This window comes from Salinarchaeum sp. Harcht-Bsk1 (genome assembly GCF_000403645.1).
In the GTDB taxonomy this organism is placed as follows: Archaea; Halobacteriota; Halobacteria; order Halobacteriales; family Salinarchaeaceae; genus Salinarchaeum.
Map to the genome: position 1 here is coordinate 2,100,866 of NC_021313.1, position 25,050 is coordinate 2,125,915.

The 25,050-nt window shown below is 68.0% G+C and carries 17 protein-coding genes; 5 read left to right on the forward strand and 12 right to left on the reverse strand.

Features of this window, described 5'->3' with window-relative positions:
• Positions 1 to 33: 33 nt before the first annotated feature.
• Entirely contained in the window at positions 34 to 1,659 is a 1,626-nt protein-coding gene (locus L593_RS09505; protein ID WP_020446748.1) for an iron ABC transporter permease, read from the forward strand.
• 293 nt (positions 1,660 to 1,952) lie between these two features.
• On the opposite strand, the gene L593_RS09510 is transcribed toward L593_RS09505, so the two are convergent.
• The 7 genes from L593_RS09510 to L593_RS09540 form a co-directional block, all read right to left on the reverse strand.
• The gene (locus L593_RS09510) at positions 1,953 to 2,768 is read right to left on the reverse strand and encodes a DUF6159 family protein (RefSeq protein WP_020446749.1); all 816 of its coding nucleotides are present in this window, start codon (positions 2,766 to 2,768) and stop codon (positions 1,953 to 1,955) included.
• Positions 2,769 to 2,902: 134 nt separating this feature from the next.
• The gene (locus L593_RS09515) at positions 2,903 to 3,832 is read right to left on the reverse strand and encodes a phosphotriesterase (RefSeq protein ID WP_020446750.1); all 930 of its coding nucleotides are present in this window, start codon (positions 3,830 to 3,832) and stop codon (positions 2,903 to 2,905) included.
• Between the two features lie 93 nt (positions 3,833 to 3,925).
• Entirely contained in the window at positions 3,926 to 4,861 is a 936-nt protein-coding gene (locus L593_RS09520; RefSeq protein ID WP_020446751.1) for a sulfide-dependent adenosine diphosphate thiazole synthase, read from the reverse strand.
• 159 nt (positions 4,862 to 5,020) lie between these two features.
• The gene (locus L593_RS09525) at positions 5,021 to 5,944 is read right to left on the reverse strand and encodes a phosphopantothenate/pantothenate synthetase (protein ID WP_020446752.1); all 924 of its coding nucleotides are present in this window, start codon (positions 5,942 to 5,944) and stop codon (positions 5,021 to 5,023) included.
• Positions 5,945 to 6,240: 296 nt separating this feature from the next.
• Entirely contained in the window at positions 6,241 to 9,102 is a 2,862-nt protein-coding gene (locus L593_RS09530) for a DUF1508 domain-containing protein (protein WP_020446753.1), read from the reverse strand.
• Between the two features lie 220 nt (positions 9,103 to 9,322).
• Positions 9,323 to 10,153 (reverse strand): pantoate kinase, encoded by an 831-nt coding sequence (locus L593_RS09535; protein ID WP_020446754.1) that lies wholly within the window; start codon positions 10,151 to 10,153, stop codon positions 9,323 to 9,325.
• Between the two features lie 420 nt (positions 10,154 to 10,573).
• Positions 10,574 to 11,044 (reverse strand): deoxyuridine 5'-triphosphate nucleotidohydrolase, encoded by a 471-nt coding sequence (locus tag L593_RS09540; protein ID WP_020446755.1) that lies wholly within the window; start codon positions 11,042 to 11,044, stop codon positions 10,574 to 10,576.
• Positions 11,045 to 11,226: 182 nt separating this feature from the next.
• Here L593_RS09540 and L593_RS09545 point away from each other — a divergent pair, with 182 nt between their 5' ends.
• On the forward strand, positions 11,227 to 13,200 hold the full coding sequence (locus L593_RS09545; RefSeq protein ID WP_020446756.1) for an aconitate hydratase: 1,974 nt from the start codon (positions 11,227 to 11,229) through the stop codon (positions 13,198 to 13,200).
• Between the two features lie 177 nt (positions 13,201 to 13,377).
• Here the strand turns inward: L593_RS09545 and L593_RS09550 are convergent, their stop codons facing one another.
• Positions 13,378 to 13,767, reverse strand: a complete 390-nt coding sequence (locus L593_RS09550; RefSeq protein ID WP_020446757.1) for a hypothetical protein — start codon at positions 13,765 to 13,767, stop codon at positions 13,378 to 13,380.
• Positions 13,768 to 13,908: 141 nt separating this feature from the next.
• Between L593_RS09550 and L593_RS09555 the strand changes: the two genes are divergently transcribed.
• On the forward strand, positions 13,909 to 16,101 hold the full coding sequence (locus L593_RS09555) for an elongation factor EF-2 (RefSeq protein WP_020446758.1): 2,193 nt from the start codon (positions 13,909 to 13,911) through the stop codon (positions 16,099 to 16,101).
• Positions 16,102 to 16,306: 205 nt separating this feature from the next.
• On the opposite strand, the gene L593_RS09560 is transcribed toward L593_RS09555, so the two are convergent.
• Together L593_RS09560 and L593_RS09565 are read right to left on the reverse strand one after the other, a co-directional pair.
• A complete protein-coding gene (locus L593_RS09560; protein WP_020446759.1) occupies positions 16,307 to 16,660 on the reverse strand; it encodes a VOC family protein in 354 nt (117 codons plus the stop codon).
• A gap of 84 nt (positions 16,661 to 16,744) precedes the next feature.
• Positions 16,745 to 18,319 (reverse strand): Cdc6/Cdc18 family protein, encoded by a 1,575-nt coding sequence (locus L593_RS09565; protein WP_020446760.1) that lies wholly within the window; start codon positions 18,317 to 18,319, stop codon positions 16,745 to 16,747.
• A 327-nt stretch (positions 18,320 to 18,646) separates the two neighbouring features.
• Between L593_RS09565 and L593_RS09570 the strand changes: the two genes are divergently transcribed.
• A complete protein-coding gene (locus L593_RS09570; protein WP_020446761.1) occupies positions 18,647 to 20,170 on the forward strand; it encodes a helicase HerA domain-containing protein in 1,524 nt (507 codons plus the stop codon).
• Between the two features lie 57 nt (positions 20,171 to 20,227).
• On the opposite strand, the gene L593_RS09575 is transcribed toward L593_RS09570, so the two are convergent.
• Positions 20,228 to 21,709, reverse strand: a complete 1,482-nt coding sequence (locus L593_RS09575) for an amidase (RefSeq protein WP_020446762.1) — start codon at positions 21,707 to 21,709, stop codon at positions 20,228 to 20,230.
• A 274-nt stretch (positions 21,710 to 21,983) separates the two neighbouring features.
• Between L593_RS09575 and L593_RS09580 the strand changes: the two genes are divergently transcribed.
• A complete protein-coding gene (locus L593_RS09580) occupies positions 21,984 to 22,589 on the forward strand; it encodes a hypothetical protein (RefSeq protein ID WP_020446763.1) in 606 nt (201 codons plus the stop codon).
• Between the two features lie 166 nt (positions 22,590 to 22,755).
• Here L593_RS09580 and metG read toward each other — a convergent pair whose 3' ends face one another.
• Positions 22,756 to 24,954 carry a methionine--tRNA ligase gene (gene metG, locus L593_RS09585; RefSeq protein WP_020446764.1) on the reverse strand — a complete coding sequence of 733 codons (2,199 nt, stop codon included), beginning with the start codon at positions 24,952 to 24,954 and terminating at the stop codon, positions 22,756 to 22,758.
• Between the last annotated feature and the right edge of the window lie 96 nt (positions 24,955 to 25,050).

Genomic DNA, 25,050 nt, shown 5'->3' on the forward strand with positions numbered 1-25,050 from the left:
TTCTTATACTCGTTGGAACGCCGATATCGGGGTATGTCGGTGCGGGAGCGGCTGCAGGTGGTTCGCCAGCGGATCGGCGGCAGTGGCGACGCCGGAGAGCGCCCTCCCCGGAGCCTGCTCGCGATCAGCGGCGCGATCGCGCTGGTCGTCGTGTTCCCACTCGTGTGGCTGCTCGTGACGGCTGCAGAGATCGATCCCGGCGAGGCCTGGGACCTCGCCACGAGCGAGGAGACGCTGACGGTCCTGAAGAACAGCCTCCTGCTGATGGGCGGCGTGACGGCCGGCTCCGTGCTGCTCGGCGTGCCGCTCGCCTACCTCACCGTCCGGACGGACCTGCCGTTCCGCCGCTTCTGGACGATCGTCTCGGCGCTCCCGCTCGTGATCCCCAGCTACGTCGGCGCGTTCACGGTCGTCTCGGCGTTCGGGCCCAGGGGCCGCTTCCAGGACATGCTCGAACCGCTCGGCGTCGAACAGATCCCTGAGATCTACGGGCTGCCCGGTGCGATCGTCGTGATCACGCTCTACACCTACCCCTACGTCTACCTCACGACGCGTGCCGCACTCTTGAGCTTCGACGCCCGGCTCGTCGAGGCGGCGCGGACGCTCAACCACGGCAAACTCGCCGCGTTCTGGCGGGTGACGCTCCCACAGATTCGTCCGGCGATCGCCGCCGGCGCGTTGCTCGCCGCACTCTACGCGATTTCGGACTTCGGGACGCCGGCGATCATGCGCCTCCCCGTCTTCACGCGGGAGATCTACGTCGAGTTCGGACAGCTCGGACAGGCGCCGGAGGCCGTGCTCTCCCTCCAGTTGCTCGCGATCGTCGCGCTCGTCCTCGTGATCGAGCGGTGGATCGTCCCGGACGCCTCGGCGAGCGAATCGGAGGCGACGCGCGACCGCCCCGTCAGCCTCGGACGCTGGCGGTGGGTCGCGATGGGATTCCCGGCGTTGGTGGCGGGGCTCGCGTTGCTCGTCCCGCTGTGGATCCTCTACCTCTGGCTGTCGAGTTCCGCGACGGCCCGCAGGCCGTCGCTGGCGTTCGAGTGGAGCATGGCGACGAACTCCGTGAAGGTGGCTGCCGCCGCGGCACTGATCGCCGCCATCGCGGCGCTCCCGATCGGCTACCTCTCCGCTCACCACGACTCCCGGCTCGCGGCGGTCTTCGAGCGTGGCACCTACCTCGGCTTCGCCGTTCCGGGCGTCGTCCTCGGGCTCTCGCTGGTGTACCTCGGCACCCGGCTCGTCCCCGCGCTGTACTTCACGCTCCCGCTGCTCATCTTCGGTTACGTCGTCCGCTTCCTGCCACAGGCCGTCGGCTCGATCCGCTCGACGACGCTGCAGGTCGATCCGCGGCTCGTCGAGGCCGCTCGCACGCTCGGCGACTCGCCGTTCCGGGCGTTCCGCCGGGTGACTCTGCCACAGATCGTCCCCGGGATCGTCGCCGGCGCCGCACTCGTCTTTCTCACGACGATGAAGGAGCTCCCGGTGACGCTCATGCTCAAACCCAACGAGTTCGAGACGATCGCGACGCAGATCTGGCGCGCCCAGGACTCCCACTTCTACCAGTACGCCGTGGTACCGGCGCTCCTGTTGATGGTGATCTCCGGGTTCTCGATGATCGTGTTGCTGGCGAGCGAAGGCGGTCGGGAAGGGCTCTGATCGACGAGTTCGATTCCGCTACCGCCCCGACCGGCTGGCATTCCCCAGCGTCGCTTCGCCGAATGCTGACCGTTCACCGAACCAGTTCGACGACTCATCGGGCGGGACTGGAAGGGGCCGACCGGTCGCGTTCGGTGACGAAGCAAGCACCGGAAGGAGCGAACGGAGTGAGCGACTGAGGAGCGCAGCGAGTCAGCGGGCGCGAGCGGGAGGGGCTTCCAAATGTGTCCGCGGAGCTGTATTCCGTATCGTATCGGCACCGATCGATCACACCCCGAAAGAGCCAATCCCGTTCAGTGCGTCCGCGAGAAGTCGACGTTCCGGAAGGCTTCGGGCTGTTCGTTCTCCGTGGCGTAGACGTACAGCGCGGTGCGGGCGATGTAGCCCAGCGCGCTCCCGAAGAGGTACGCCGCGAGCAGGACGACCGCGCCGACGGCGACGCCGCCGACGACGCCGAAGGTGCCGGCGCCGAAGAGGAAGAAGACGCCCACGGCGAGTGCGAGGCCGACGATCGCGAAGATCGCGGTCACCAGCCCGACCCCGAAGCCGGCGCCGGCGGTCTCGCCCCAGGTCGACTTGAACGTCTCGCCGCTCCGCTTGAACATCTCCGTCGGAGTGACGTCCTCGAAGACGATCACGGGGACGATGAAGTAGGTCAGGATACCCCAGGCGACGCTGAAGAGCATGGCGGCGATCTCCGCGAGCGGGTTGTCGCTGCCCTCGATCGCGCGGAGGATCATCCCGACGGTGGCGGCGACCAGCGCCCAGATCGCGAGCGTCCGCTTGTGGCTCCACGCCGCGCGCATCCCCTCGCCGAGGGTCGGATCGCGGCCGTGGAACACTTCGCGAGCGTTGTGGACCAGTGCGGCGTTGAAGAACGCGGCGATGAACGTGGAGCCGAAGTAGAGGACGAAGAGGACGGCGTAGGTGACCGGTCCCTCTTCGAGACCCGCCGTCACGTACGTGCCACCGAACAACGCGGCCATGAAGAGGAGGCCGAAGATCCCGCTGAGTAGCGGAAAGACGGCGAGGGAGGGCTCTTCCCGGAGCACGTGCGTGCTGTCTTTCGCGAGGTTCCATCCAGTTTTGAGGCGGCCGAAGAATCCCATAGTCGGAGTCTGGAGCGAGGGTCAGTTAGCTGTTGTCGTCTGGGTTCGAGTCCGGAGTTCGGGTCGTTCCAGGGCACCTGGGGGGTTCACCGGCGCAGCCGGACTCTCTTCGGCTTACCCGGGCGGTTCCCGGCTCATCGGGCGAACGCGTCGAACGGATTGTCCTCGGTCAACTGTCGGATCGTCGCCTCGTCGATCCCCGCCTCCCGCAGCGCCGGCAGGAACTCGTCGGTCAGGTAGGTGTAGGGCTTCACCTCGCCGCCGCGGGGCTCGCTCGGGTCGTACCAGCCCCGATCCTGGCTCAGGAGGAGCTGGTCGCCCAGATCCGCCGCGAGCAGCCGCTCGATGCGCTCGACGTACGCCGCGTCGGGCTGGTCGTCGCCGCCGATCCAGTCGTACTCGATCCAGGCGCCGCGCTCGGCGATCTCGACGTGCCGATCGAGGTCGTCCTCGGCCTGGGCGTGGATCCAGACGAACCGATCGGCGGTGTAGCCCGCGTCTTCGATCACGTCGAGCTGGGTCTCGACCATGTCGGCGTAGAGCGTGTGGCTCCCGATCGCCGCGCCGGTCTCGGCGCCCGCCCTGGCTGCTGCGCGAAGGATCGTCTCCTCGTCGTCGCTGAGGGCCTCGGGATCGTCGTCGTCCGTGGAGACCTTGATAAAGGCCGCTTGCGTCTCCGCCTCCTCGACGCCCTCGGTGAGTTCCTCGATCATCCACTCTGTGAGTTCGTCCTCGCCGGCCTCTCTGGCCCACTCCGGAATGCGAGGCTCCTGGTAGATCCCCGTCGCGACGGCGATCGGGAAGTCGGTCGCTTCGGAGACCGCCTCCACGGCGTCGACGCGCCGGCCGACGCCGCGGGGCGTCGGTTCGACAATCCCCGTGACGCCAGCCTCCTTCGCGCGCTCGATCTCGGGGCCGACGACCTCGACGACTTCCTCGAGGTCGGCGGTCTCGTGGGCCCGTTCCTCCATCGGGCCGAGGTCCGTGAAGACGTGCTCGTGCGGGAGGATCAGATCGATGGCCTCGCGATCGAGGGCGCCCAGCGTGGTGTGGAGTTCGGGCATGTGTGGGACCTCTGCGGCCAGGCAGTCAAAAGGAGGCGTCTCGGCAAAGAACGGGTTCGATCGAGCGATCGCGGCCGGCGAACGACGCCCTCCTCAGTCGCCTGCCGCCTGTCGACTCGTCATGTCGACGGGTTCGGCGTCGACCCCGAGTTCGTCGAGGGCTTTCTGCGCTGCGCGCTTGCCGGAGATGAGCATCGCGCCGAACGTCGGCCCCATGCGCGGGAGGCCGTAGGTCGTCGCGGTCGCCATCCCGGTGACGATCAGGCCGTCGTGGGCGAGGCCGGTGTGCTCGACGACGGCGTCCTCGGACTTGCCGACCCACATCGAGTCGTGGCCGGGGGAGTCGTGGCCGGGCGCGCCGTAGGTGTCGTCGCTGGTCTGGTCCATGCCTGCGTTGGACTTCGCGTCCTCGATGCCTGGGGCGTTCAGGACGCCGCGCTCGTCGAGTTTCTTGACCGCCATCGCGTCGTGGCCGGTGGCGTCGATGACGAGGTCGGCCTCGACGGCGATCGGGTCGACGCAGGTGATCTCGCGGGGCAGCGCGTGGACGGGCGTCCAGTTCATGACGATGCCGCCGACGCGGTGGTCCTCGCGGATCACGATGTCGGTGAACTCCGTCATGTTCTGCATCTTCGCGCCGGCGTCACAGGCGGCCTTGATCAGGCCGGAACAGGCCTCGGGGCCGTTGGCGACGTAGAGACCCTCGGAGTCCTGGGACTGCTTGAAGTCGACATCGAGGTCCTCGAGGACGTGCTGGGCGGGGTCGCGGACGGTGACCTTGTTCATCAGGAACCCGCCGAGCCAGAAGCCGCCGCCGAGGTAGTTGTTCTTCTCGACGACCATGACCTGGACGCCGCGCTCGGAGAGCTCCTTTGCGGCCATGAGGCCGGAGGGCCCGCCGCCGACGATGATCACGTCGGAGTCGGAAAAGTCCATGAACTCCTCGGTCCACTCCTGCCCGATCGCTCGCGTGACTTCCGCCTCGCCGACGTCGCTGAACTTGTCGAACTCGGCATCGGATTCGCTCATACCACCCGGTGTTACTACGCCGTGGTGGTTAGGTGTTGTGATCCGTGAAGCCGCGGCGTCGCCGGTTCGTGGCGATGCAACTCCGCAGTTCTCTCCAGTTGCTTCCCGGCGGTCGTCCAAACGAGCGAATCGGCGATTCGTCGGTGCCGCGACGGCCGCCTACTCCCAGGCTGCCGTCCGGATCTGCTCCTCCGCCTGCCGGAGGTGCTCCTGGGCGTCGAAGCGCTCGACGATCGCTTCCAGTTCCTCGCGCGTCGCGCCGTCGGCGCGTAGCGTCCGGGCGTGCTCGGTGATGGTCGGCACCGCCCGGACGACGTTGTCCACGATCGGGATCGTGGCGGTCTGGGGCGAGCGCGACAGCGGGTTGAGATCGATCACGATCTCGGTCTTGCCCATCTTCCCCAGCGCTTCTGCACGGTCGCCGTCCTCCAGCGGCACGAGCACGACGTCTGCGTCCTCGATGCCGTCGGCGTCGACGATCCCGCGGTAGTGCCCGACCTCGGGGACCTCGCCGTCCCCGGTCAGGCCCTTGACCTCCTCCGCGCCGTGCTCGCGGAGGTGTTCGGCGATGGCCGCCATCCGCTCCTCGGTGCGGTTGAAGAGGTTGACCTCGAGGTCGGCACCGACGACATCGGCGAGTTCGACGTACTCCTCGGGCACCAGCGCGGCGACGTTTCCGTTCACGGAGAGCACGGGGTGTTCCGCAAGGAGGAGCTGAGCGGCCGCCGCGCGGGCGGCGTCGTCGGCGCTCGGGATCGTCTCTTCGCCGAGCAGGTAGTCGAAGGCCGTGCCGCGGCCCTCCGCGTGCATCCCCTGGATGTGGGTGATCCCCTTCTCCACGCCGGCCTCGATCCGATGGCGCGTCTCGAGGTCCTCGGATCGCGGGTGGTCGTCGGGCGTGTGGTCGGGTTCGTCGCTGCCGTCGCCGCCGTCAGCGCCGTCGTCGGCGCTCGAAACGTCCGGAATCGCGTTCTCGACGGCGGATTGACTCGCCGCCTCGGTCGCTGCGTCGCCGGCTCCGTCGGTGGCGGGGCCGTCCCCGTCGCCGCCGGGCTGTGCGGATCCGTGGTCCTCGTCGCTCACGCTTGGTGGTGGGGAACCGATCTGCAAAAGGAATCCGGTCTCTCGGCTCGGTGGGGTTCAGTATTTGCCGTGAATCCCGCCAGCGTAACCGCTTCGAAAGCCCTCGGCCCGCTGGCGTGCGCTCAGCCGGATATCCTCGCGTCGCTCGGATAGGGCCGGCTGAGCGCACGCCAGACGGGCCTCGCCCTTTCAGTCCACCAGGTGGAGCGGGGTATCGGCCAAGTTACGGACTCTGGGCCTCGGTAGCCGAAACGAGCGGTCGAAAATCGCTAGGCGCGCAGTAACGGCGGACGGCCCTACCAGGTCACGACGGTTTCGCCCTCGGGGCCGTGCTCCTTGACGGAGAGCATCTCCTCGCGGGCCGCCTGCCTCGACGGGTGCGGCTCGACCGATTCCGCGAGCGAGCGGCCGTTCTCGTCGACGAGGCGCCAGATCCAGCCGCCGCCGCGCTCGTGGAACTCGAAGGCCGCTTCGTCGATCTCGAGGATGCTCGCCTGCCCGACGACGTCCTTGGATTCGTCGATCGCCGTGGTCACGTCGTCCCGAACCTCGTAGTTCGCGGCGCTGACGGCGCGGACCCGCTCGCGCTCGTCGAGGAGGCGCCAGGCCCAGCCGTCGGTCTCGTCACGGTGGAGTTCGAAGGCGAGCGTATCGAACTCGAGCGTCCCGGCGTCGGGCGCGCGGGACTGGACGTCTTCGACCGCCTCGACGGCGGCGTGCTGGCTCTCGTAGCGCTCCGCGGAGACCGCCACTGGTTCGCGGTTCGCGTCGAGGAGCCGCCAACCCCACCCGTCGTCGGTCTCGTCGACCCAGATCACGCCGTCGCCGAGTTCGAACACCGGCGCGTCGGCGGCGCCGTCGATGACGGCGTGGGCGTCCGTGAGCGCCGAGCCGCGGTCCTCGTAGGTCCGGTCGCCCGTCGCGACGGCCTCGCGGTCGCGGTCGATGAGTCGCCAGTGCCAGCCGCCGCCGTTGCGGAGCTGGAGCGTGAGCGCGCCGATCTGGTCGACCTCCGCGCCGTCGCCGGCCTCCCTGACGTCAGCGATCGCCGCGACGGCGTCGTCGCGGGTCGGGTAGCGCTCGGTGCCCTCCGCGAGGATCGTGCCGTCGGTGTCGACGAGCCACCAGTCCCAGACGTCGGCCTCGACGTCGGTCGAGAGCTGGAAGATCGCGGTCTCCATCCCGCGGACCCTGGCGTCCTCGAGGTTCTCGGTGAGGAAGTCGACGGCGTCACGTGCGGATGCTCGCGAGGGATGGGTCTCCGCGCCCTCCGCGATCAGCTTCCCCGCCTCGTCGATGAGCCGCCAGGCGTACTCACCGGCGTCGGTCTTGTAGATCTCGAAGGCGGCGGTGTCGATCTCCAGCACCTCGGCGTCGGGTGCGTTCTCCTTCAGCGTCGTCATGCCGTCCATGACCTCCTCGCGGGAGCCGTACTCCTCGCCGGAGTCGGCCATCACCTGGCCGTCCTCGTCGATGAGCCGCCAGCGCCACTCGCCGCCGGACTCGTACTGCTGGAAGGCGGCCTGCTCGAACTCGATGAGGTCCGCCGCGAGGGCCTGCTCGCGAACGCGGCTCGCGGCCGACTCGGCGGCCTCGCTGTCCGCGAACGACTCCGTGCTGTCTGCGAGGAGCCGGCGATCCGCGGAGACGAGGCGCCAGTTCCAGGTTCGACCGCCGTCCCCGGCCGCTTCCGCGGCGTCGTCACCGCCCGCCGCCACGCCGGGATTGGACTCGGGATAGACCTCGTAGTCCGCTCCCTCGACCTCGACGGTCTCGGCGTCGCCGACGACGGAGCGGGTTCGCTCGGCCCGCTGCTGGATGGTTCCGGCAGCGTCGACCGTCTCGTGACTCGTCGCGATCAGGTCGTCGGCGTCGTCGCGGAGCCGCCAGCGGTGGCCGTCGCCGACGGCGTACAGTTCGTACCCCGGCTGGCCACGCTGGATGATCGTCGCGTCGCCGACGCGCTCCGCGGCGTCGCTCGCGGCCTGTTCCGCGCTCCGGCGGGTCTCGTAGGCGGCCTCGCTGGTGACGAGCGCCCGGTCGTCGCGATCGACGATGCGCCAGTGCCAGCCGCCGTCGCCCGGCACCAGTTCGACGCCGACCTCGAACGCGAGGATGCGGCTGCCGTCGATGCCCTCGACGAACTGGTCGGTCGCGACCTCGGCGGCCGCCTCGTCGTCGTAGCCGCCCGGATCGGTCGCGAGGGGCTGCCGGCGGTCGTCGAGCAGCCGCCAGTGCCAGTCGCCGCGCTCGTCCTCGGAGACGTCGAACGCGGCCGAGCGAATCTCGATGACGTTCGCTCCCGGGATGGCCTCCTTGAGGAAGGTAACTGTGGATTCTGCCTCGTCCCGCGTCGCGGCGGGTTCGTCGCTGCGAGCGAGGACGCTGCCGTCGTCGCGCACGAGCGACCACCGCCAGCCACCCTCGTCGGTCTTGTAGAGCCGGAAGGCGGCGGTCGTGATCTCGAGCATCCCCGCGTCGCCGATCGTCTCCCGAACGTCGTCGATCGCCAGCCGTGCGTCGGTGTCCGACGGCGCGAGTTCCGCTGATTCACCGAGGGCGTCGCGTTGGATGATCCGCCAGGCCCAGTCGTTGCTGGGGTGTTCGAACACGGCGAAGAAGGCGTCCTCTTTCTCCTCGCCCAGCAGGACCGGCGAGGCGTCGGAGTCGATCCCGAGTTCGGGTTCGACGAGCAGTCCTTTCTCCCCGGTGATGACGGGGACGAGCACTGCGACGCCCGCGACGACGCCGACGCCGAGGCTGTAGACCGCGATGATGATCGGCGCGTAGTCCGTTCCCTGGTTGACGTTCCAGCTCCCGGGGTAGACGGTCCAGAACACCGGCATCGAGAGCAGCGCGACCGCCGCGCCGACCAGACTCGCCTGCATCGCGCGTCGCCTGACCGGGAGGAGTGTGACGATCCCGAGCAAGCCGAACACGCCGCCGGAGGCGGCGAGTACGATCGCGATTCGCCGGAGCGCCCAGTTCTGTCCCGACATGACGACGCCGACCTCGTAGATGAGAAAGCCGAGGATCCCCGCGAGCGTGCCCATGAGGAACAGCCAGTAGCCGTACACGTCGCGTTTGGAGTCCGGTTCGCCGACGTAGCGGTGATAGAGTTCGACGAGTTTCCCGTCCTGAATGTCAGATGCTGCCATGGTGGGATGAAACGTGCTCCCACCGGGAGCATAAACCCCAGCACCTGTTTTCGTCCCGGCAATTCCACGAATACAACGCAGAAAACTACCCGAATGCTGTTGGAAGGAGTGGTCGTCGATATGGTGAACTGTTCGGGCAGCTTACGGAAAAACGGCCAGAAGCGTTATGAGATTCCGATCGATTTCGACCCGCGCTGACCCGTCGATTCAGCGAGTCGCGCTACCGTAACAGGCTCGCGCCAGCGGGATCGATCTCCGTCCGTTCCGCGTCGTAGCCCGCATCCGTGAGACCAGTTCCGAAGCAAAACACCGTCTCCCCCAGCATCGCCATCGACGCGTCCCCGCCGGCCTCGTTCGCGCCCTGGATCGCCTCCCCGACGTCGGGCGTCAGCAGCTCCGCCTCGCGGGCGAACCGGCGCGAAGCGAGCGCGAACGTCTCGACGGTCGGCTCGGAGCGCACGAGCTGGAGGCACTGTTCGCCGATTTCGCTGAGTTCCTCGGTGTCGCCATCGAGTACGTCAGCCGTCGAGAGTTCGTCCATTGCGAGGTACTCGACGGTCTCGCGGGCCGGAATGCGATCGAGGGATCCTTCGCCTGGTGCACCAGGCTCCGTTCGCAGGACGATGCCGCCCTTTGCCTGCGCGACGACGTCGCCCAGCCCGGTGCCGGCCTTTACCTCCGCGCCGTGGGCCAGGGAGATCAGTTCGTTCTCCGAGTACTCGAGTTCGAAGGACTTCGCGGCGGCGAGCGCCGTCCCGAGCGCGGCCGCGCCCGAGACGCCGAAGCCACACCCCGGCGGGAGCGCGCTCTCGACGAGGACGGTCGCGTCGACGTCGAGGGCCTCCCGCACCCGCTCGACCGGCGCGATCGGTGCGCTCGTGTCGTCGAGGTAGGTCTCGCGGTCGCCGTACCGGACCGTCACCGTCACGCCGTCGGCGAGCGCGATTCCGCCGCCCGTGGAGCCAGCCGCCATCGGGTCGTCGGCCTCGTGGACCGCGAAGAACCCGGTGACGTGGCCGGGGACGAACGCCGAGACCGCCTCGCCTGCCATGCGGGTGCCTTGGAGTCCTCCCAAAAACCGGTTTCGGCCTATCATCGGGTGCTGTGACAACTGATGAACCAATTGAAACCGCGACCGCCTTCGGAAGCCCTCTCCCGCTCGCCGCACCTAACTCGCTGCGCGCTTCGCTCGGCCTTCGGCCTCGCTTCAGTGCTTACTTCGTTACGTGCGGCGAGCGGTCGGCCCCTTCCGGAGCCCCACCCGGAGACTTTGTTCAGTTGAGCGACGACGTGGGGATTCCGGCTGCGTTCCGCGTCGGGAATCCGGCCTGCTACAGCCCGTTCGACGATCCACAGCACGTTGCGACCGATCCATACGCACCGGGTGGGACTGGAAAGGGCCGACGAGCGGGAGGGGCTTCCGAGCGGTTTGCTGCGGTCAAGTCGTCAAAATCGGCAACGACGTTCGAATTCAGTCCAGACGCTCGCCCTGGTAGGACCCGTCGTAGAGGCCCTCGTGATCGGCAGCAGCGAGGACGATCTGGCCGAAGCGAGCGCCCTGCTCGATCTCGATGGGATGGGTGACCTGCAGCAGGCCCTCCCCTTTGCCCTCGTAGCCGGCGTCCCAGACGGCGGTCTCGAGGGTGGTGCCGTTGCGCATCAGCGACGACCGCGGGAGGATGAAGCCGACGTGCTCCTCGGGAATCCCGACGGTCTCGGTGTAGCGGACGACGTAGCCGCCGGGGTCGAGGTGGAAGACGCGATCCTCGCCCTCGGGTTCGATCTCGGTCCGCTCGGCCACCGTCTTGCCGTCGCGGCCGATCCGTCCGACTTCGTTCGGTTCGAGCACGGCATCCAGGGTGAGATCGACCCCGTTGGGCTGGACCTGCTCCTCGTCGATCGGGCGGATGTGGTCGGCGACGAACGCGCCGGAGCGGAACATGGGTGGTCGTGGTTCGGGGCCGGGCAAGTGCGTTTCGGGCTGGCCGGGCCGCACGGGCCCGATCGCCAGCGGACGCCCGAACTGGGCGCTGGCAATACTGGCCTCAACAAACGGGGTTCCGAACGGATGTACACGGCTATCTCGCGGGATTTATACCCGCGGGGAGACGAGATCCGTCCGCTATGGGACAAACTCTCACCGAGAAAATTCTCGATGACCACCTCGTCGAGGGCGAGCTGACGCCCGGCGAGGAGATCGGTATCGAGATCGACCAGGTCCTGACCCAGGACACGACGGGGACGATGGTGTGGCTGCAGTTCGAGGCGATGGGCCTTGACGAGGTCCAGACCGAGATCGCTGCCCAGTACTGCGACCACCAGACATACCAGTTCGACTTCAAGAACACCGACGACCACCGCTTCCTGCGCTCTGCGGCCGGTACCTACGGCGCGTACTTCTCTCGCCCCGGCAACGGCATCTGTCACAACGTCCACCGCGAGAACTTCGCGGCGCCCGGCAAGACGATGCTCGGATCGGACTCCCACACGCCGACGCCCGGCGGGCTCGGCGAGCTCGCCATCGGCGCCGGCGGTATCGACGTCACCGTCGCGATGGGCGGCGCGCCCTACTACATCGAGATGCCCGAGGTCCACAGCGTTCGCCTCGAGGGCGAGCTGCCCGAGTGGGCGACCGCGAAGGACGTCATTCTCGAGCTCCTCCGACGGCTGTCCGTAAAGGGCGGCGTCGGCAAGGTGCTCGAGTACACCGGTCCCGGCGTCGAGACCCTGTCCGCGCCCGAGCGGATGACGATCACCAACATGGGCACGGAGCTGGGTGCTACGTCGTCGATCTTCCCGACGGACGAGCGCACCCGCGAGTACCTCGAGAAGGTCGACCGCGAGGAGGAGTTCGTGGAGCTCCAGCCCGACGACGACGCGGAGTACGCCGACGAGATCGTCGTCGACCTGTCGGATCTCGAGCCGCTCATCGCCGAGCCCTCGATGCCCGACAACGTCGTCCCCGTTCGCGAGGTTGCGGGCCAGGACGTCGACCAGGTCATGGTCGGCTCCTGTACGAACGGCGCCTTCGCCGACATCCTGCCCGCCGCGAAGATGCTCGAGGGCCGCGAGGTCAACATGACGACCGAGATGATCGTCGCACCCGGCTCCAAGCAGGCCTCGGAGATGCTGGCCCGGCAGGGCTGGGTCGCCGAGATGATGGCCGCCGGCGTGAACTTCTCGGAAGCCACCTGCGGTGCGTGTATCGGCATCGGTCACGTGCCCGCCTCCGACTCCGTCTCGCTGCGGACCTTCAACCGCAACTTCGAGGGTCGCTCCGGCATCGAGGACGACAACGTCTACCTCTGTAGCCCCGAGGTCGCGACCGCAGCGGCGATCAAGGGCGAAATCGTCGATCCCCGGGACCTCGCCGACGAACTCGGCGACCTCGAGGACCCCGGCTTCGAGCTCCCCGAGGAGTACACCGGCTCCAAGACCGACCTCATCACGCCGGACGAGGCCCCCGACGACGAACTGGTCAAGGGTCCCAACATCGGCGACGTGCCGATCAAGGACGCGCTCGAGGCCGACATCGACGGTCCGGCCATCCTGAAGATGGGCGACAACATCACGACCGACCACATCATCCCTGCGACCCAGGACATCCTGATGTACCGGTCGAACATCGACAAGCTCTCGGAGTTCACCCTCTCCCGCGTCGACGACACCTTCGCCGACCGCGCGGCCGCCGCCGACGGCGGCTGGCTCGTCGCCGGCGAGAACTACGGGCAGGGCTCCTCCCGCGAGCACGCCGCGATGTGCCCGATGTACCTCGGGATCGAGGGCGTCCTCGCACAGAGCTTCGCCCGGATCCACCGCGCGAACCTCTTCAACTTCGGCCTCGTCCCGCTGCTGATCGACGAGGACACCTACGAGCAGATCGAGCAGGGCGACGACATCGCAGTCGTCGACGACGTCCACGAGGGCGTCGCCTCCGGCAAGGAGGAGTTCACCATCCGCGTGAACGACGACTGGGAGGCCACCGCGACCCTCGACGCCTCCGAACGCGAGCGCGCCATGCTCGCCGCCGGCGGCAAACTCGCCTGGACGAAGCAGCAGGCCGAGGGCGGCTCCGGTGCGGCGCCTGCTGACGACTAGCCACCTTTTTTCTCGTCGGGTGTCCTCGGCCGCTCTCCGAGCGGCCTGCGGGCACCGCTCCTCGAAAAATCTGGACCAAAAACGGCCGCGACTCAGTCGCTGCGCTCCCTCGTCGCGGTGAACCGCTCGCTCCGCTCGCGCACGATTTGCTGCTGCTCGGGCAGCGACCGCAACTATCTAGCTCTCCTCCAGCGCCTCCTCGTACTTCGGCCGTCGGTAGAGGAAGACGAGGTTCGCGAGCAGGACCGACCCCACCACGACGAGGATGCCGGCGCCAATCCGGCCGAGTTCCACGACGACGGTTACCCAGGCGAGCGTCAGTCCGAGCGCCGTCCCGAGGCCGGCCGCCCACAGGAAGTCCCGGATCCGGGCCTCGACGGGCCGAACCTGGTGGTAGACCCAGCCCTCGCCCGCACCAGCGGAGCCGTCGACGACGAGGAAGACGCCGGCACCGAGGCCGGCGCCGACCGCGAGCGCGTACCGGAGCGGGACGACCTGGAACAGTCCGAACGAAACACCAGCCGCGAGCCCGATGCCGGCAACCGCAGCGAGAAGTCGACGGAGCACAGTCGTCGGATCGGAGTGGTCTGCAGGTAATCTTTCTGGTCGTGGCGTGCAATCGATTACCAATCGAGAGCTTCGCGGGCTGACGCCCGGCTCCGCGGCGTATCACTACCCTTTTGACCCCGCTACCGATAGCAGTCTGCAATGGGACGCCGCAAGAAGATCGTCCAACAGTGCGAGCGGCTGATGGACAATCCGGAGCAGATCCGGAACATCGCCATCGCCGCCCACGTGGACCACGGCAAGACGACACTCACTGACAATCTCCTCGCTGGCGCGGGCATGATCTCCGACGAGACCGCCGGCGAGCAGCTCGCGATGGACACCGAGGAGGACGAGCAAGAGCGTGGGATCACCATCGACGCGGCGAACGTCTCGATGACCCACGAGTACGAGGACGAGGATTACCTCATCAACCTCATCGACACCCCCGGCCACGTCGACTTCGGTGGCGACGTCACCCGCGCGATGCGCGCGGTCGACGGTGCGCTGGTGGTCGTCGACGCCGTCGAGGGCGCGATGCCCCAGACGGAGACGGTGCTCCGGCAGGCACTCCGCGAGGGCGTCAAGCCCACGCTGTTCATCAACAAGGTCGACCGCCTCATCTCCGAGCTCCAGGAGGGGCCCGAGGAGATGCAGGAGCGCCTGCTCGCGGTCATCCGCGACGTCAACGAGCTCATCCGCGGGATGACCGAGGAGATGGACGACATCGACGAGGACTGGACCGTCGGCGTCGAGGACGGCACCGTCGGCTTCGGCTCCGCCCTCTACAAGTGGGGCGTCTCGATGCCCTCGATGCAGCGCACTGGGATGGACTTCGGCGACATCATCGACCTCGAGCGCGCCGACAAGCGCCAGGAGCTCCACGAGAAGACGCCCCTGGCGGACGTCGTGCTCGACATGGTCTGTGAGCACTTCCCGAACCCGATCGACGCCCAGCCCCACCGCATTCCCCGGGTCTGGCGCGGCGATCCCGAATCCGAGCTCGCGGGCACGATGCGCGACGTCGACCCCGAGGGCGAAGTGGTCTTCATGGTCACTGACATCGGCGTCGACCCCCACGCCGGCGAGATCGCGACCGGTCGCGTCTTCTCCGGGACCCTCGAGGAGGGCCAGGAGCTGTACGTCTCCGGAACCGCGGGCAAGAACCGCGTCCAGAGCGTCGGCCTCTTCATGGGTGACGAGCGCGAGGAAGTGGATCGCGTCCCCGCGGGGAACATCGCCTCCGTCACGGGCCTGCCCGACGCGATCGCCGGCTCGACGGTCTCCTCCGTCGAGATGACGCCGTTCGAGAGCGTCGACCACATCTCCGAGCCGGTCATCACGAAGGCGGTCGAGGCCAAGAGCATGGACGACCTGCCGAAGCTCATCGAGACGCTGCGTCAGGTCTCCAAGGAGGACCCGACGATCCAGATCGAGATCAACGAGGACACCGGCGAGCACCTCATCTCCGGGCAGGGCGAACTCCACCTCGAGGTCCAGACCCAGCGCATCGAGCGCAACCAGGGGATTCCGGTCAAGACCGGCGAGCCGATCGTCGTCTTCCGCGAGGCGCCCCAGCAGCCCACCGACGGCGAGGTCGAGGGGATCTCCCCGAACCGCCACAACCGCTTCTACATCTCCGTCGAACCCCTCGACCAGGAACTCATCGACGCGCTGAAGAAGGGCGAAGTGTCGATGGACATGCCCGAGCAGGAGCGCCGTGAAGCCCTGCAGGACGCCGGCATGGACAAGGACACCTCCCAGAACGTCGAGGAGATCCACGGCGCCAACATCTTCGTCGACGACACGAAGGGGATCCAGCACCTCAACGAGACGATGGAACTCGTCATCGAGGGCCTCGAAGAGGCGCTCGACGAGGGGCCACTCGCGGGCGAGCCCGTCGAGGGCGCGCTCCTGCGCCTCCACGACGCCCGCCTCCACGAGGACACCATCCACCGCGGTCCCGCGCAGGTCATCCCCGCGGTCCGGAACGCAGTCCACCGCGCCCTGATCCACACCGAGATCCGCCTCCTCGAGCCGATCCAGGAGGTCCGCATCGACGTGCCCAACGACCACATGGGCGCCGCCTCCGGCGAGATCCAGGGCCGTCGCGGCCGCGTCGACGACATGTACCAGGAGGGTGACCTCATGGTCGTCGAGGGCGTCGCGCCCGTCGACGAGATGATCGGCTTCTCCAGCGACATCCGCTCCGCGACCGAGGGCCGAGCGTCCTGGAACACCGAGAACGCCGGCTTCCGCGTGCTGGCCGACAACCTCCAGCGCGACATCATCGGTGAGATTCGCGAGCGCAAGGGCATGAAGGAGGAGCTACCCGAGGGCGTCGACTACATCTAAGGACCTTTTTTCTCGTCGGGTGTCCTCGCGCGCCGAAGGCGCGCTGCGGGCACCACTCCTCGAAAAAATCTCCGCCAAAAAACACCGCGGGAGCACAGCTCCCGCGAGTCCTCGCTCACGTTGCTCGCGAGGAGGCCGCCAGCGAGGAGCTCCGCTCCGAGCTGGCGGTGGATTGCGTTGTGCAAACCGCAACTGCTCCGCGCCGCTACGCACCCTCGCTAACGCAGAAGCCGTTCCCAGCTGGATCCTCCAGCACCGTCCAGACGGTGCCGTGCTCCTCGTCGGTCTTCGTCTCTCGGACGGCAGCGCCCAGTTGCTCCAGACGATCGACCTCGGCTTTGCGATCCTCTGCGTGGAGGTCGAGGTGGATCGGCAGGTCGCGGTCGGTGCCGCGTGGCGCCTCCCGGAACATCAGCTCGGGGCCATAGGGTACTTCGACGATCTCTAGGCCGAGGTCGTCGAGCAGGTCCAGCCGCTCGGCGTCGAGCGCGGCGGCCCAGAAGTCGGCGAGGTCGGCGGGATCGGCACAGGCGAAGTTGACGTGAGCGAGGTCGGCCATACCGACCGAGGCCAATGGACGTTCGGAGGATAAAGCGGGCGGGCGGCGGTGAAGGTTGCCGCTCCGGGGGAGAACCGGACGGACTTACTCGTCCTCACCCAGCCGCGCGTCCTGTTCGATGACTTCCCGCGTGCGATCGGTCGGCACCGACACGCTGATCTCCTTCGTTCGGCCGTAGCGGCCCTTCGAGACGACGACGGCGTTGACGATGCCGAGCATGTCGAGTTCGGAGATCAGGTCGGTCGCGCGGCGCTGAGTGAGGGGATCGAGCCCCGCCTCCTCGGCGAGCGTGCGATAGACGTTGTAGACCTCGCCCGTGGTCACGCGTGACTCGCCGTCCTCGTCGAGTTCGATGATCGAGAGGAGCACGAGTTTCGACTGGGTCGGGAGCGTGCGGACGGCCTCGACGATGCGGTCGAGTTCGATCTTGTCCTGGGCGCGCCGGACGTGCTCGGCCCCGACGCAGTCCTCGCCGTCGCGTTCTGCGAACTCCCCGGCACAGCGCAGCAGGTCGAGTGCGCGGCGGGCGTCGCCGTGCTCCTGGGCGGCAAAGGCAGAGCACAGCGGGATGACGTCCTGTTCGAGGGCGTCCTGGCGGTAAGCGATCTCCGCGCGCTGGTCGAGGATGTCCGAGATCTGCTCGGCGTCGTACGGCGGGAAGACGATCTCCTCCTCGCCCAGCGAGGACTTGACGCGCGGGTCGAGGAAGTCGGTGAACTTGAGGTCGTTCGAGATGCCGATGATCGAGACCTTCGAGCGGTCGAGGCCGGAGTTGATTCGTGAGAGGTTGTAGAGCGTGTCGTCGCCGGACTTCTCGACGAGTTTGTCGATCTCGTCGAACATGAACACGAGAACGCGCTCGTAGAGGTCGATCGCCTCGAAGAAGGCCTGGTAGACCCGGTCGGTCGGCCAGCCCGTCATCGGAATCTCCTCGGCGGTCTCGGTGTAGGCTCGGAGCTCCTCGATGCGGTCGCGGACCGCGGCGAGGTCTTCGAAGCCGAGTTCGTTGGCGCGTTCGACGTTGACGGCGTCGACGATCGCGGTCAGTTCCGAGATGTCGTCCTCCGCGCGCTCGAGGTTGTCCTCGATGAACTCGTTGCCGAGCTGGGCGAGCACGCGATACTGCGTGTCGGTGACCTCGCAGTTGATGTACTCCACCTCGCAGTCGACGTCGTACTCCGACGCCGAGCGCTCGAGTTCCTGGGAGACGTACTTCGCGCTCGCGGTCTTGCCGGTCCCGGTCTTGCCGTAGACGAGGATGTTCGAGGGCGTGTCGCCCCGGAGCGCGGAGACGAGGACGGTCGCGATCTCGTTGATCTGGCTCCCGCGGTGCGGGAGGCGGTTGGGCGTGTAGGAGGGGCGGAGCACCTCCTTGTCCTCGAAGATGCGCTCGCCTGCGAGCAGTTCGTCGAAGAGGCCACCGCCCTCGTCGTCCAGGCCGGGCGCGGCGCCGTCGGCCGGCAGGTCCGCCGTGGCCGCGGCGAGGCCCGACTCCTCGCGGTCGGCGTCGGATCCGTCGCCGACCGCGTCGCTGCCAGCGCGGCCATCGCCGTCGCCCGCGCCGCCGAGCGGGTCGTCTGCTTCGCCCTCGGAACCCGATCCGTCGGCGTGTTCGGCGTCCTCCGACTCGTCCATCGCGGAAGCGTCGTTCTCGTTCATTCGTAGGTCCCCTCTCTCGCCCACCCCGGGGCGAACGGTCCGCCGTCCGGCGAATTATCGGCTCTCAACGTATCCGGACGTCCCGCAAAGTGCACATCGATCAGCCATGCACACCAGGGGTATAAGCGTGTCCGTCCGTGGTCGAACAGGTCCGATCGCCGAGATGGTTTGGCGCTCGCTACCCGCGTAGACGCAGGCAGCCGTTTCGGGGGTGTAGGCCGATCCTTCTCCACGCCGTTGTGCGTTCCTGGCACGGCCGGTCGTCTGCCGGAAGGCGTGGTGACACAAGGGATTTAACGATGCCGCAGGTAGGCTACTGAACGACGCATGGCCCAGGGCAGCAACGCCGAGTGGATCGTGCCCACCACGGACGCACGGTCGCTCCCGGTCGTCGAACTCCTCACGGGCAGGGGGTTCGTTTCCGGGAAGTCCGGGAGTGGCAAGTCCAACACCGTCGGCGTCATCGCCGAGGAGCTGCTCGAGAACGGTTACAACTTCCTCATCGTCGACACAGAGGGCGAGTACTACGGGCTCCAGGAGCAGTACCAGCTGCTCCACGTCGGCGGCGACGAGTTCGCCGACGTCCAGGTGGGTCCCAACCACGCCGAGAAGCTCGCGGAGATCGGGCTCGAGCGCAACGTGCCGATCATCCTCGACGTCTCCGGCTTCGACGACGTCGACGAGTCCCGCGAGCTGATTACTCGGACGATCGAGGAGCTGTTCCGCCGCGAGAAGAAGATCCGGAAACCGTTCCTGCTGGTCGTCGAGGAGATGCAGGAGTACCTGCCACAGCAGGGCAGCGCCGGCGAACTCGGCGAGATCCTCGAACGGGTCGCGAAACGTGGCCGCAAGCGCGGTCTCGGGATGTGTGGCGTCTCCCAGCGCCCCTCCTCGGTGGACAAGGACTTCATCACGCAGTGTGACTGGATGGCCTGGCACCGACTCACCTGGGAGGCCGACGTGAAGGTCGTCTCGAAGATCATCGGCTCCGACCGGAAGCAGGCGCTCACGGACCTCGACCCCGGCGAGGCGTTCTTGCTCACCGACTGGGACGACACGATCGAGCGCGTTCAGTTCCGCCGCAAACATACCCACGACGCGGGGGCGACGCCCGGCCTCGAATCCTACGATCGACCCGACCTGAAGACCGTCGGCACCGAACTCATCAACGAGATCGAGTCCTCGGAGCAGACGAAGGCGGAGGCCGAGGCCAACGCCAGGCAGGACGACCTCCAGCCCGAGACCGGCAGCCTCGAGGATCTCACGATTCCCGAGGACACGTCGGATCCGGCACCGGCCGACGCCGCAGAAGACGGGTCCGCGAGCGCGTCCGACTCCGCAGAGCCGCCGGGCCCTCCGATGGAGACCCAGCCGATCGAGGTCGACGAGGACGATCCCGACGAGGCCGTCCAGCGCCTCCAGCAGCGCAACCGGATCCTCGAGCGCGAGGTCGAAGAGCTCCGGACGCTGCTCCAGTCCATCGAGCCCGACCACGAGCGCGCGGCCGACCACGCCGACCAGCCCGAGTTCGCGACGGCTGCCGACGGCGACGGGGGCCTCGACGCCGACTCCTCGCCTGGCGGCACCGACACGAAGCGGGCACCGCCAGCACCCGCCCCTGCGGGCGGCTCGCCGTCGCCGTCCGGGTCGGCGAGCGCGTCGCCGTCGTCGAAAGCCTCGTCCCCGACGCCGACGGCACCCAGCCGGCCGATGCCGCCCGAACGCCCGAGCAACCGGAGTGGGCTCGCCGGCGTCATCCTCGAGTTCGGCGAGATGATCATCTACCTCCTCAAGTCGACGAGCTACCGCTTCCGGCTGGCGTGGTTCAAACTCCGGCAGAAGCTCGCCTGAGCTGCTGCCCCCGTCCCAGCCTCGTTCACACCGACGACGCAGCCGTTCTCGCGGTGTTTAGATCGCACCCGGTGCCGAGCGGTAGTGCTCGCGCCAGGGGCGGACCCGCTCGATCGCACCTGCGGCGGCGAAGACGTCCTCGTCGGCGAACCGGCGGCCAATCACCTGCATCCCGACGGGCAGGCCGTCGTCGGTGAGCCCGGCGGGAACGGATGCGGCGGGGTGCCCCGTCATGTTGATCGGGTGCGTGAGACACCAGCCGATGAGCGGATCGACCGGCTCCCCGTCCACCTCCGTCGGACCGACGGTCTCGCCCTCGTCCTCGCCGGCGTTCTCGACGGGTGGGACGGCGAGCGTCGGCGTGACGAGCAGGTCGTAGCGCTCGAAGGCATTCTGGAGGGCGTCGAAGACGTCGCTCCGGACGTGGTCGTCCCGCTTGGCTTCGATCAGGGTCTGGTCGCGGGTCTGCTCGAGCATCGCAGCGAACTCGGGGCTCAACTCCTCGCGGTGGTCGGCGAGCAGGTCCAGGCCGTCGTCCTTGAACCCCTCGACGGCGGAGTGATAGAGGCCGCCGATCTCCCGGATCCACAGGTCCGTCAACTCGGTGTGGGAGTGGCCGAGGTCGAGGCCGGCACGCTCGACGGTCGCCCCAGCGGTCTCGAACGCGTCGACGGCCTCGTCGACGACGCTCCGGACGCGGGGATCGACCGGGAAGTCGTCGAAGTGTGGGCTGTAGCCGATCGTCAGTCCCTCGACGCCGCGGCGGACGGCCGACTGGAAGTCGGGCTCCTCGTCGGGGACGCTGAACGGATCTCGTGGGTGCGGCCCGCACATGACGTCGGCGACGATGGCGGCGTCCTCGACCGTCCGCGCGAGCGGGCCGGCGTGGATGAACGGCGTGTGGCTCATGAACGCGTCCGGGCGGCTGACCTGCGGCACGCGTCCGTAGGACGGCTTGAATCCGAGGACGCCACACCACGCTGCGGGGATCCGCACCGAGCCGCCGCCGTCGGTGCCCTGGGCGACCGGGACGAGGCCCGCCGCGACCGCTGCGGCGGGGCCGCCGGAGGAGCCCCCGGCGTTGCGATCGAGGTCGAACGGCGTGCTCGTGGGGCCGAATAGCTGGTTGTCCGTCGTGCCCTTGTGCCCGAACTCCGGCGTGTTCCCCTTGCCGACGACGATCGCACCAGCGTCCTCGAGGCGCTGGACGTAGGGAACGGTCTCCTCGGGAACGAAATCGGCGAAGACGGCGGAGCCGATGGTGTTGCGCACGCCCGCCTTGAAGTCGAAGAGGTCCTTGATCACGATCGGAACGCCGTGGAGCGGCCCGAGCGAGTCGCCGCTCTCGACCGCGTGCTGGGCGGCTTCGGCCCGTTCGACGGCCTCGTCGTCGAGCAGCGTGACGATCGCGTTGAGAGCGTCGTTGCCCTCGTCGATCTGGGTGAGCGAGTGTTCGACGGCCGCGATCGGCGACACCTCGCCACGACGGATCGCGCTCGCCAGTTCGGCGGTCGAGTAGGCACCGATATCGGGTGTCATTGACTCACACTCTCCGTCGCGGCCAGTATAAACCTGGGTCAGCCGGCAGTCGAGACCGGGCAATTTGGCTGGACCTTCGCCAAGCAGACCGGGTGTGCGTCGCGCGCGACCGTCGGTGGCGGTCGATGACCGTCGCCGTCGCGCCAGACCGCCGCTGTTCGACCGTTTCATCCGCTTAATTCGGCTTAATTGGGATTGAGACGCGCCGAGACGCAAGAATTCACTGCCAGCGCCTGGCCCCCTCTTTATCCCCTGGCCACAGGGATCGAATGCGATGATCGGACGAAAACTGCTCGCGGTCGCCCTGGCCGCCACCCTGCTCGTGGGTGGCGTCGCTGCCTCGGGCGCCGCCATGCCCCAGGACGTATCACCCGCGAACGACCACGCACAGAACGACTCGTCGGCCGACGCCGACGTGCCGGACAACAGCACCGAGTACGACGGCAACGACAGCGCAGCCGAGCACGGTAACGACAGCGCGGCCGAGCACCGCAACGGCAGCGCGCCCGCCGACGCCGGCCCCGACGGCGAGCAGGGCCCGCCCACGGACATGCCCGAGCAGGTGCCCGATCACGTCGTCCAGATCCACCAGACGATCAACGACTTCCTGACCGGTGAGGTCGACGACCTCGGCGCCGCGATCTCCGACATCGTCGGCGATGACGCCGGCGACGCCGACGAGGACGCCGAGTCCGACGACGGCGATTCGGACGACGCCCAGGAAACCGAGGACGCTGAGAACGCAGAGTCCGAGGACGGCGAAACCGACGACGCCGACGAAACCGAAGACGCCGACGACACGGAGTCCGAGGACACTGACGCCGAGGACGCAGACGCCGACGACGGTTCGGACGACAGCGACGACGACTCCGACGCGTAACGCTCCCGATCCACCCGCGGCGACCCGTCACGGCGCGGCCAACGTGCCCGCCTGACGGTCGGCCCTCCTTTCACACGCTCCTTTCACAGACTGCACGGTCGCCGAGTGACGACGCCGACCTGTCTACGCGGAGAACAAGCCCGCTCCGGTACCGCATCGATCGCTCCTACCGGACGCGTTCGCCCGGCACCGCGTCCTCGTAGGTCGTGAGCAGGTCGGCCTGCTCGCCGGCGGCGAGTACCATGCCGTCGGACGTCTCGCCGAACAGCTCCGCCGCCTCGAGGTTCGCCATGACGATCACCTTGGTCCCGGGCAGTTCGTCGACGTCGTGGAGCTGTTTGAGGCCGGCGACGATCTGGCGCGTCTCGACGCCGATGTCGACGGTCAGCTTCACGAGTTCGTCGGCACCCTCGATGCCCTCGGCGGTCTCGATGCGACCGACGCGGAGGTCGAGGCCCTGAAACTCCTCGAAGCTGATGCGATCCTCCAGCACCGGTTCGAGGTCGTCGGGGGCCTCCTCGTCGGTCCTGTCGGCGTCCGCTGCACCCTCACCGTCGGCGGCGGTCGCAGCGTCGGCGTCGTCGGTCTCCACTGCCGCCGCGTCCTCGGCATCCGCAGCGTCGTCCGCGGCTGCTACCCGATCGGCGAGCTTCGCGTCGAGTTCCTCGACGCGCTCGTCCTCGACGCCCTCGAACAGTTCGCTGGGCTCGTCGAACTCGGCGGACGGCGCTTCGAGCGCGGCCTCGAGCTCCACGTCGTGCACGGAATCTTTCTCGCCGAGCTGGGTCCACAGCTCCTCGGCCTTGCCGGGCATCACGGGCTCGGCGAGCACCGCGCAGGCCTTCGCCAGCTGGACGCAGTCGTAGATGACCTGGGCGGCCGCCTCGGGCTCGTCGTCGACCAGCGACCAGGGCTCGTTGCGCTGGATGTACTCGTTCCCGAAGCGTGCGAGTTCGACAGGCGCGGTGCCGATCCCGCGGACGTCGTACTCGTTGACCGCGGTCCGGAACGCCTCGATGGCGTCCTCGATCTCGGCCTCGACTTCCTCGGAGACGGTGGCGTCCGGGGTGCCGTCGTAGTTGCGGTGGGCGAACAGGGTGCCGCGGTAGCAGAAGTTCCCGAGCGTACCCACGAGTTCGCCGTTGACGCGGTCGGCGAACTTCTCCCAGGCGAAGTCGATGTCCTGCTGGAGCCCGCCGTTGGTGGTGAGGTAGTATCGCAGGAGGTCCGGGTGGAACCCCTCGTCGAGGTACTCCTGGGCCCAGATCGCCCGGTTGCGGCTCGTCGAGAGCCCCTTCCCGTTGATCGTTATAAATCCGGTCGCACAGACCGCACGCGGCGTGTCGTAGCCGGCGACGTGGAGCATCGCGGGCCAGAAGATCGTGTGGTGCTGGATGATGTCCCGGCCGATGAAGTGGACGATTTCGCCGGCCTCGCCGTCGCCGTCCGCCCCGTCCAGCTTGCTGCCTTTCCACGCCTCCTCCCAGTCGTACTCGTCCGCGCCGACCCGTTCGGAGTACTGCTTCGTCGACGAGATGTACTCGATAGGTGCGTCGACCCACACGTAGAGGACGAGGTCGTCGGCGTCGGCGCCGTCGCCTTCGGCCTCGCTTCCCTCGGCCGCAGGGTAGTCGATCCCCCAGTCGAGGTCGCGGGTGATACACCAGTCCTGCAGGCCCTCCTCGATCCACTGTCGGGGCTGGTTTCGGGCGTTGTCGGTGCCCTCCAGGCCGTCGAGGAACTCGGTGAGGAAGTCGGCGAGCTTCGAGACGGTGAAGAACTTGTGCTCGCGCTCGCGGTACTCGGCGGGGTTGCCGGTGATCGTCGAGACGGGATCCACGATCTCGCCAGGTTCGAGGTGGCGACCACAGCCCTCGTCACACTCGTCACCGCGAGCGTGCTCGCCGCAGTAGGGGCAGGTCCCCTCGACGTAGCGGTCGGGCAGCGCCTGGTCCTCCTCGGGGTCCCAGGCGACCTCGATGGTGCGCTCCTCGACGTACCCTTCGTCCTCGAGCGTGCGGACGATGTCGCGCGTCAGTTCGGTGTTGGTCTCGTCGTGGGTGTGGCCGTAGTTGTCGAAGTCGACGTCGAACTTCGGGAACGTCTCGGCGTACTGCTCGTGCCACTCGAGGGCGAACTCCTCGGGAGAGACGCCCTCCTTCCAGGCGTTGACCGCGACCGGCGTGCCGTGCATATCGGAGCCACAGACGTAGATCGAGTCCTGGCCGATCCGATTCAGGGCGCGGTTGAACGCGTCCGCGGCGGTGTATCCCCGGAGATGGCCGACGTGCAGGTCCCCGTTGGCGTACGGGAGCCCGCAGGTGACCACCGCTGGCTCGTCGGTCGGGAAGTCGTCGGTCGTCATTGTGTCGTGTATCTCCCGTGGGCGTGGTACGGGTTTCGGTTCGCGACGGTGGTAGTACGACTCACGACCTCGGATTCCCGACCGTGGTAGGCCGAC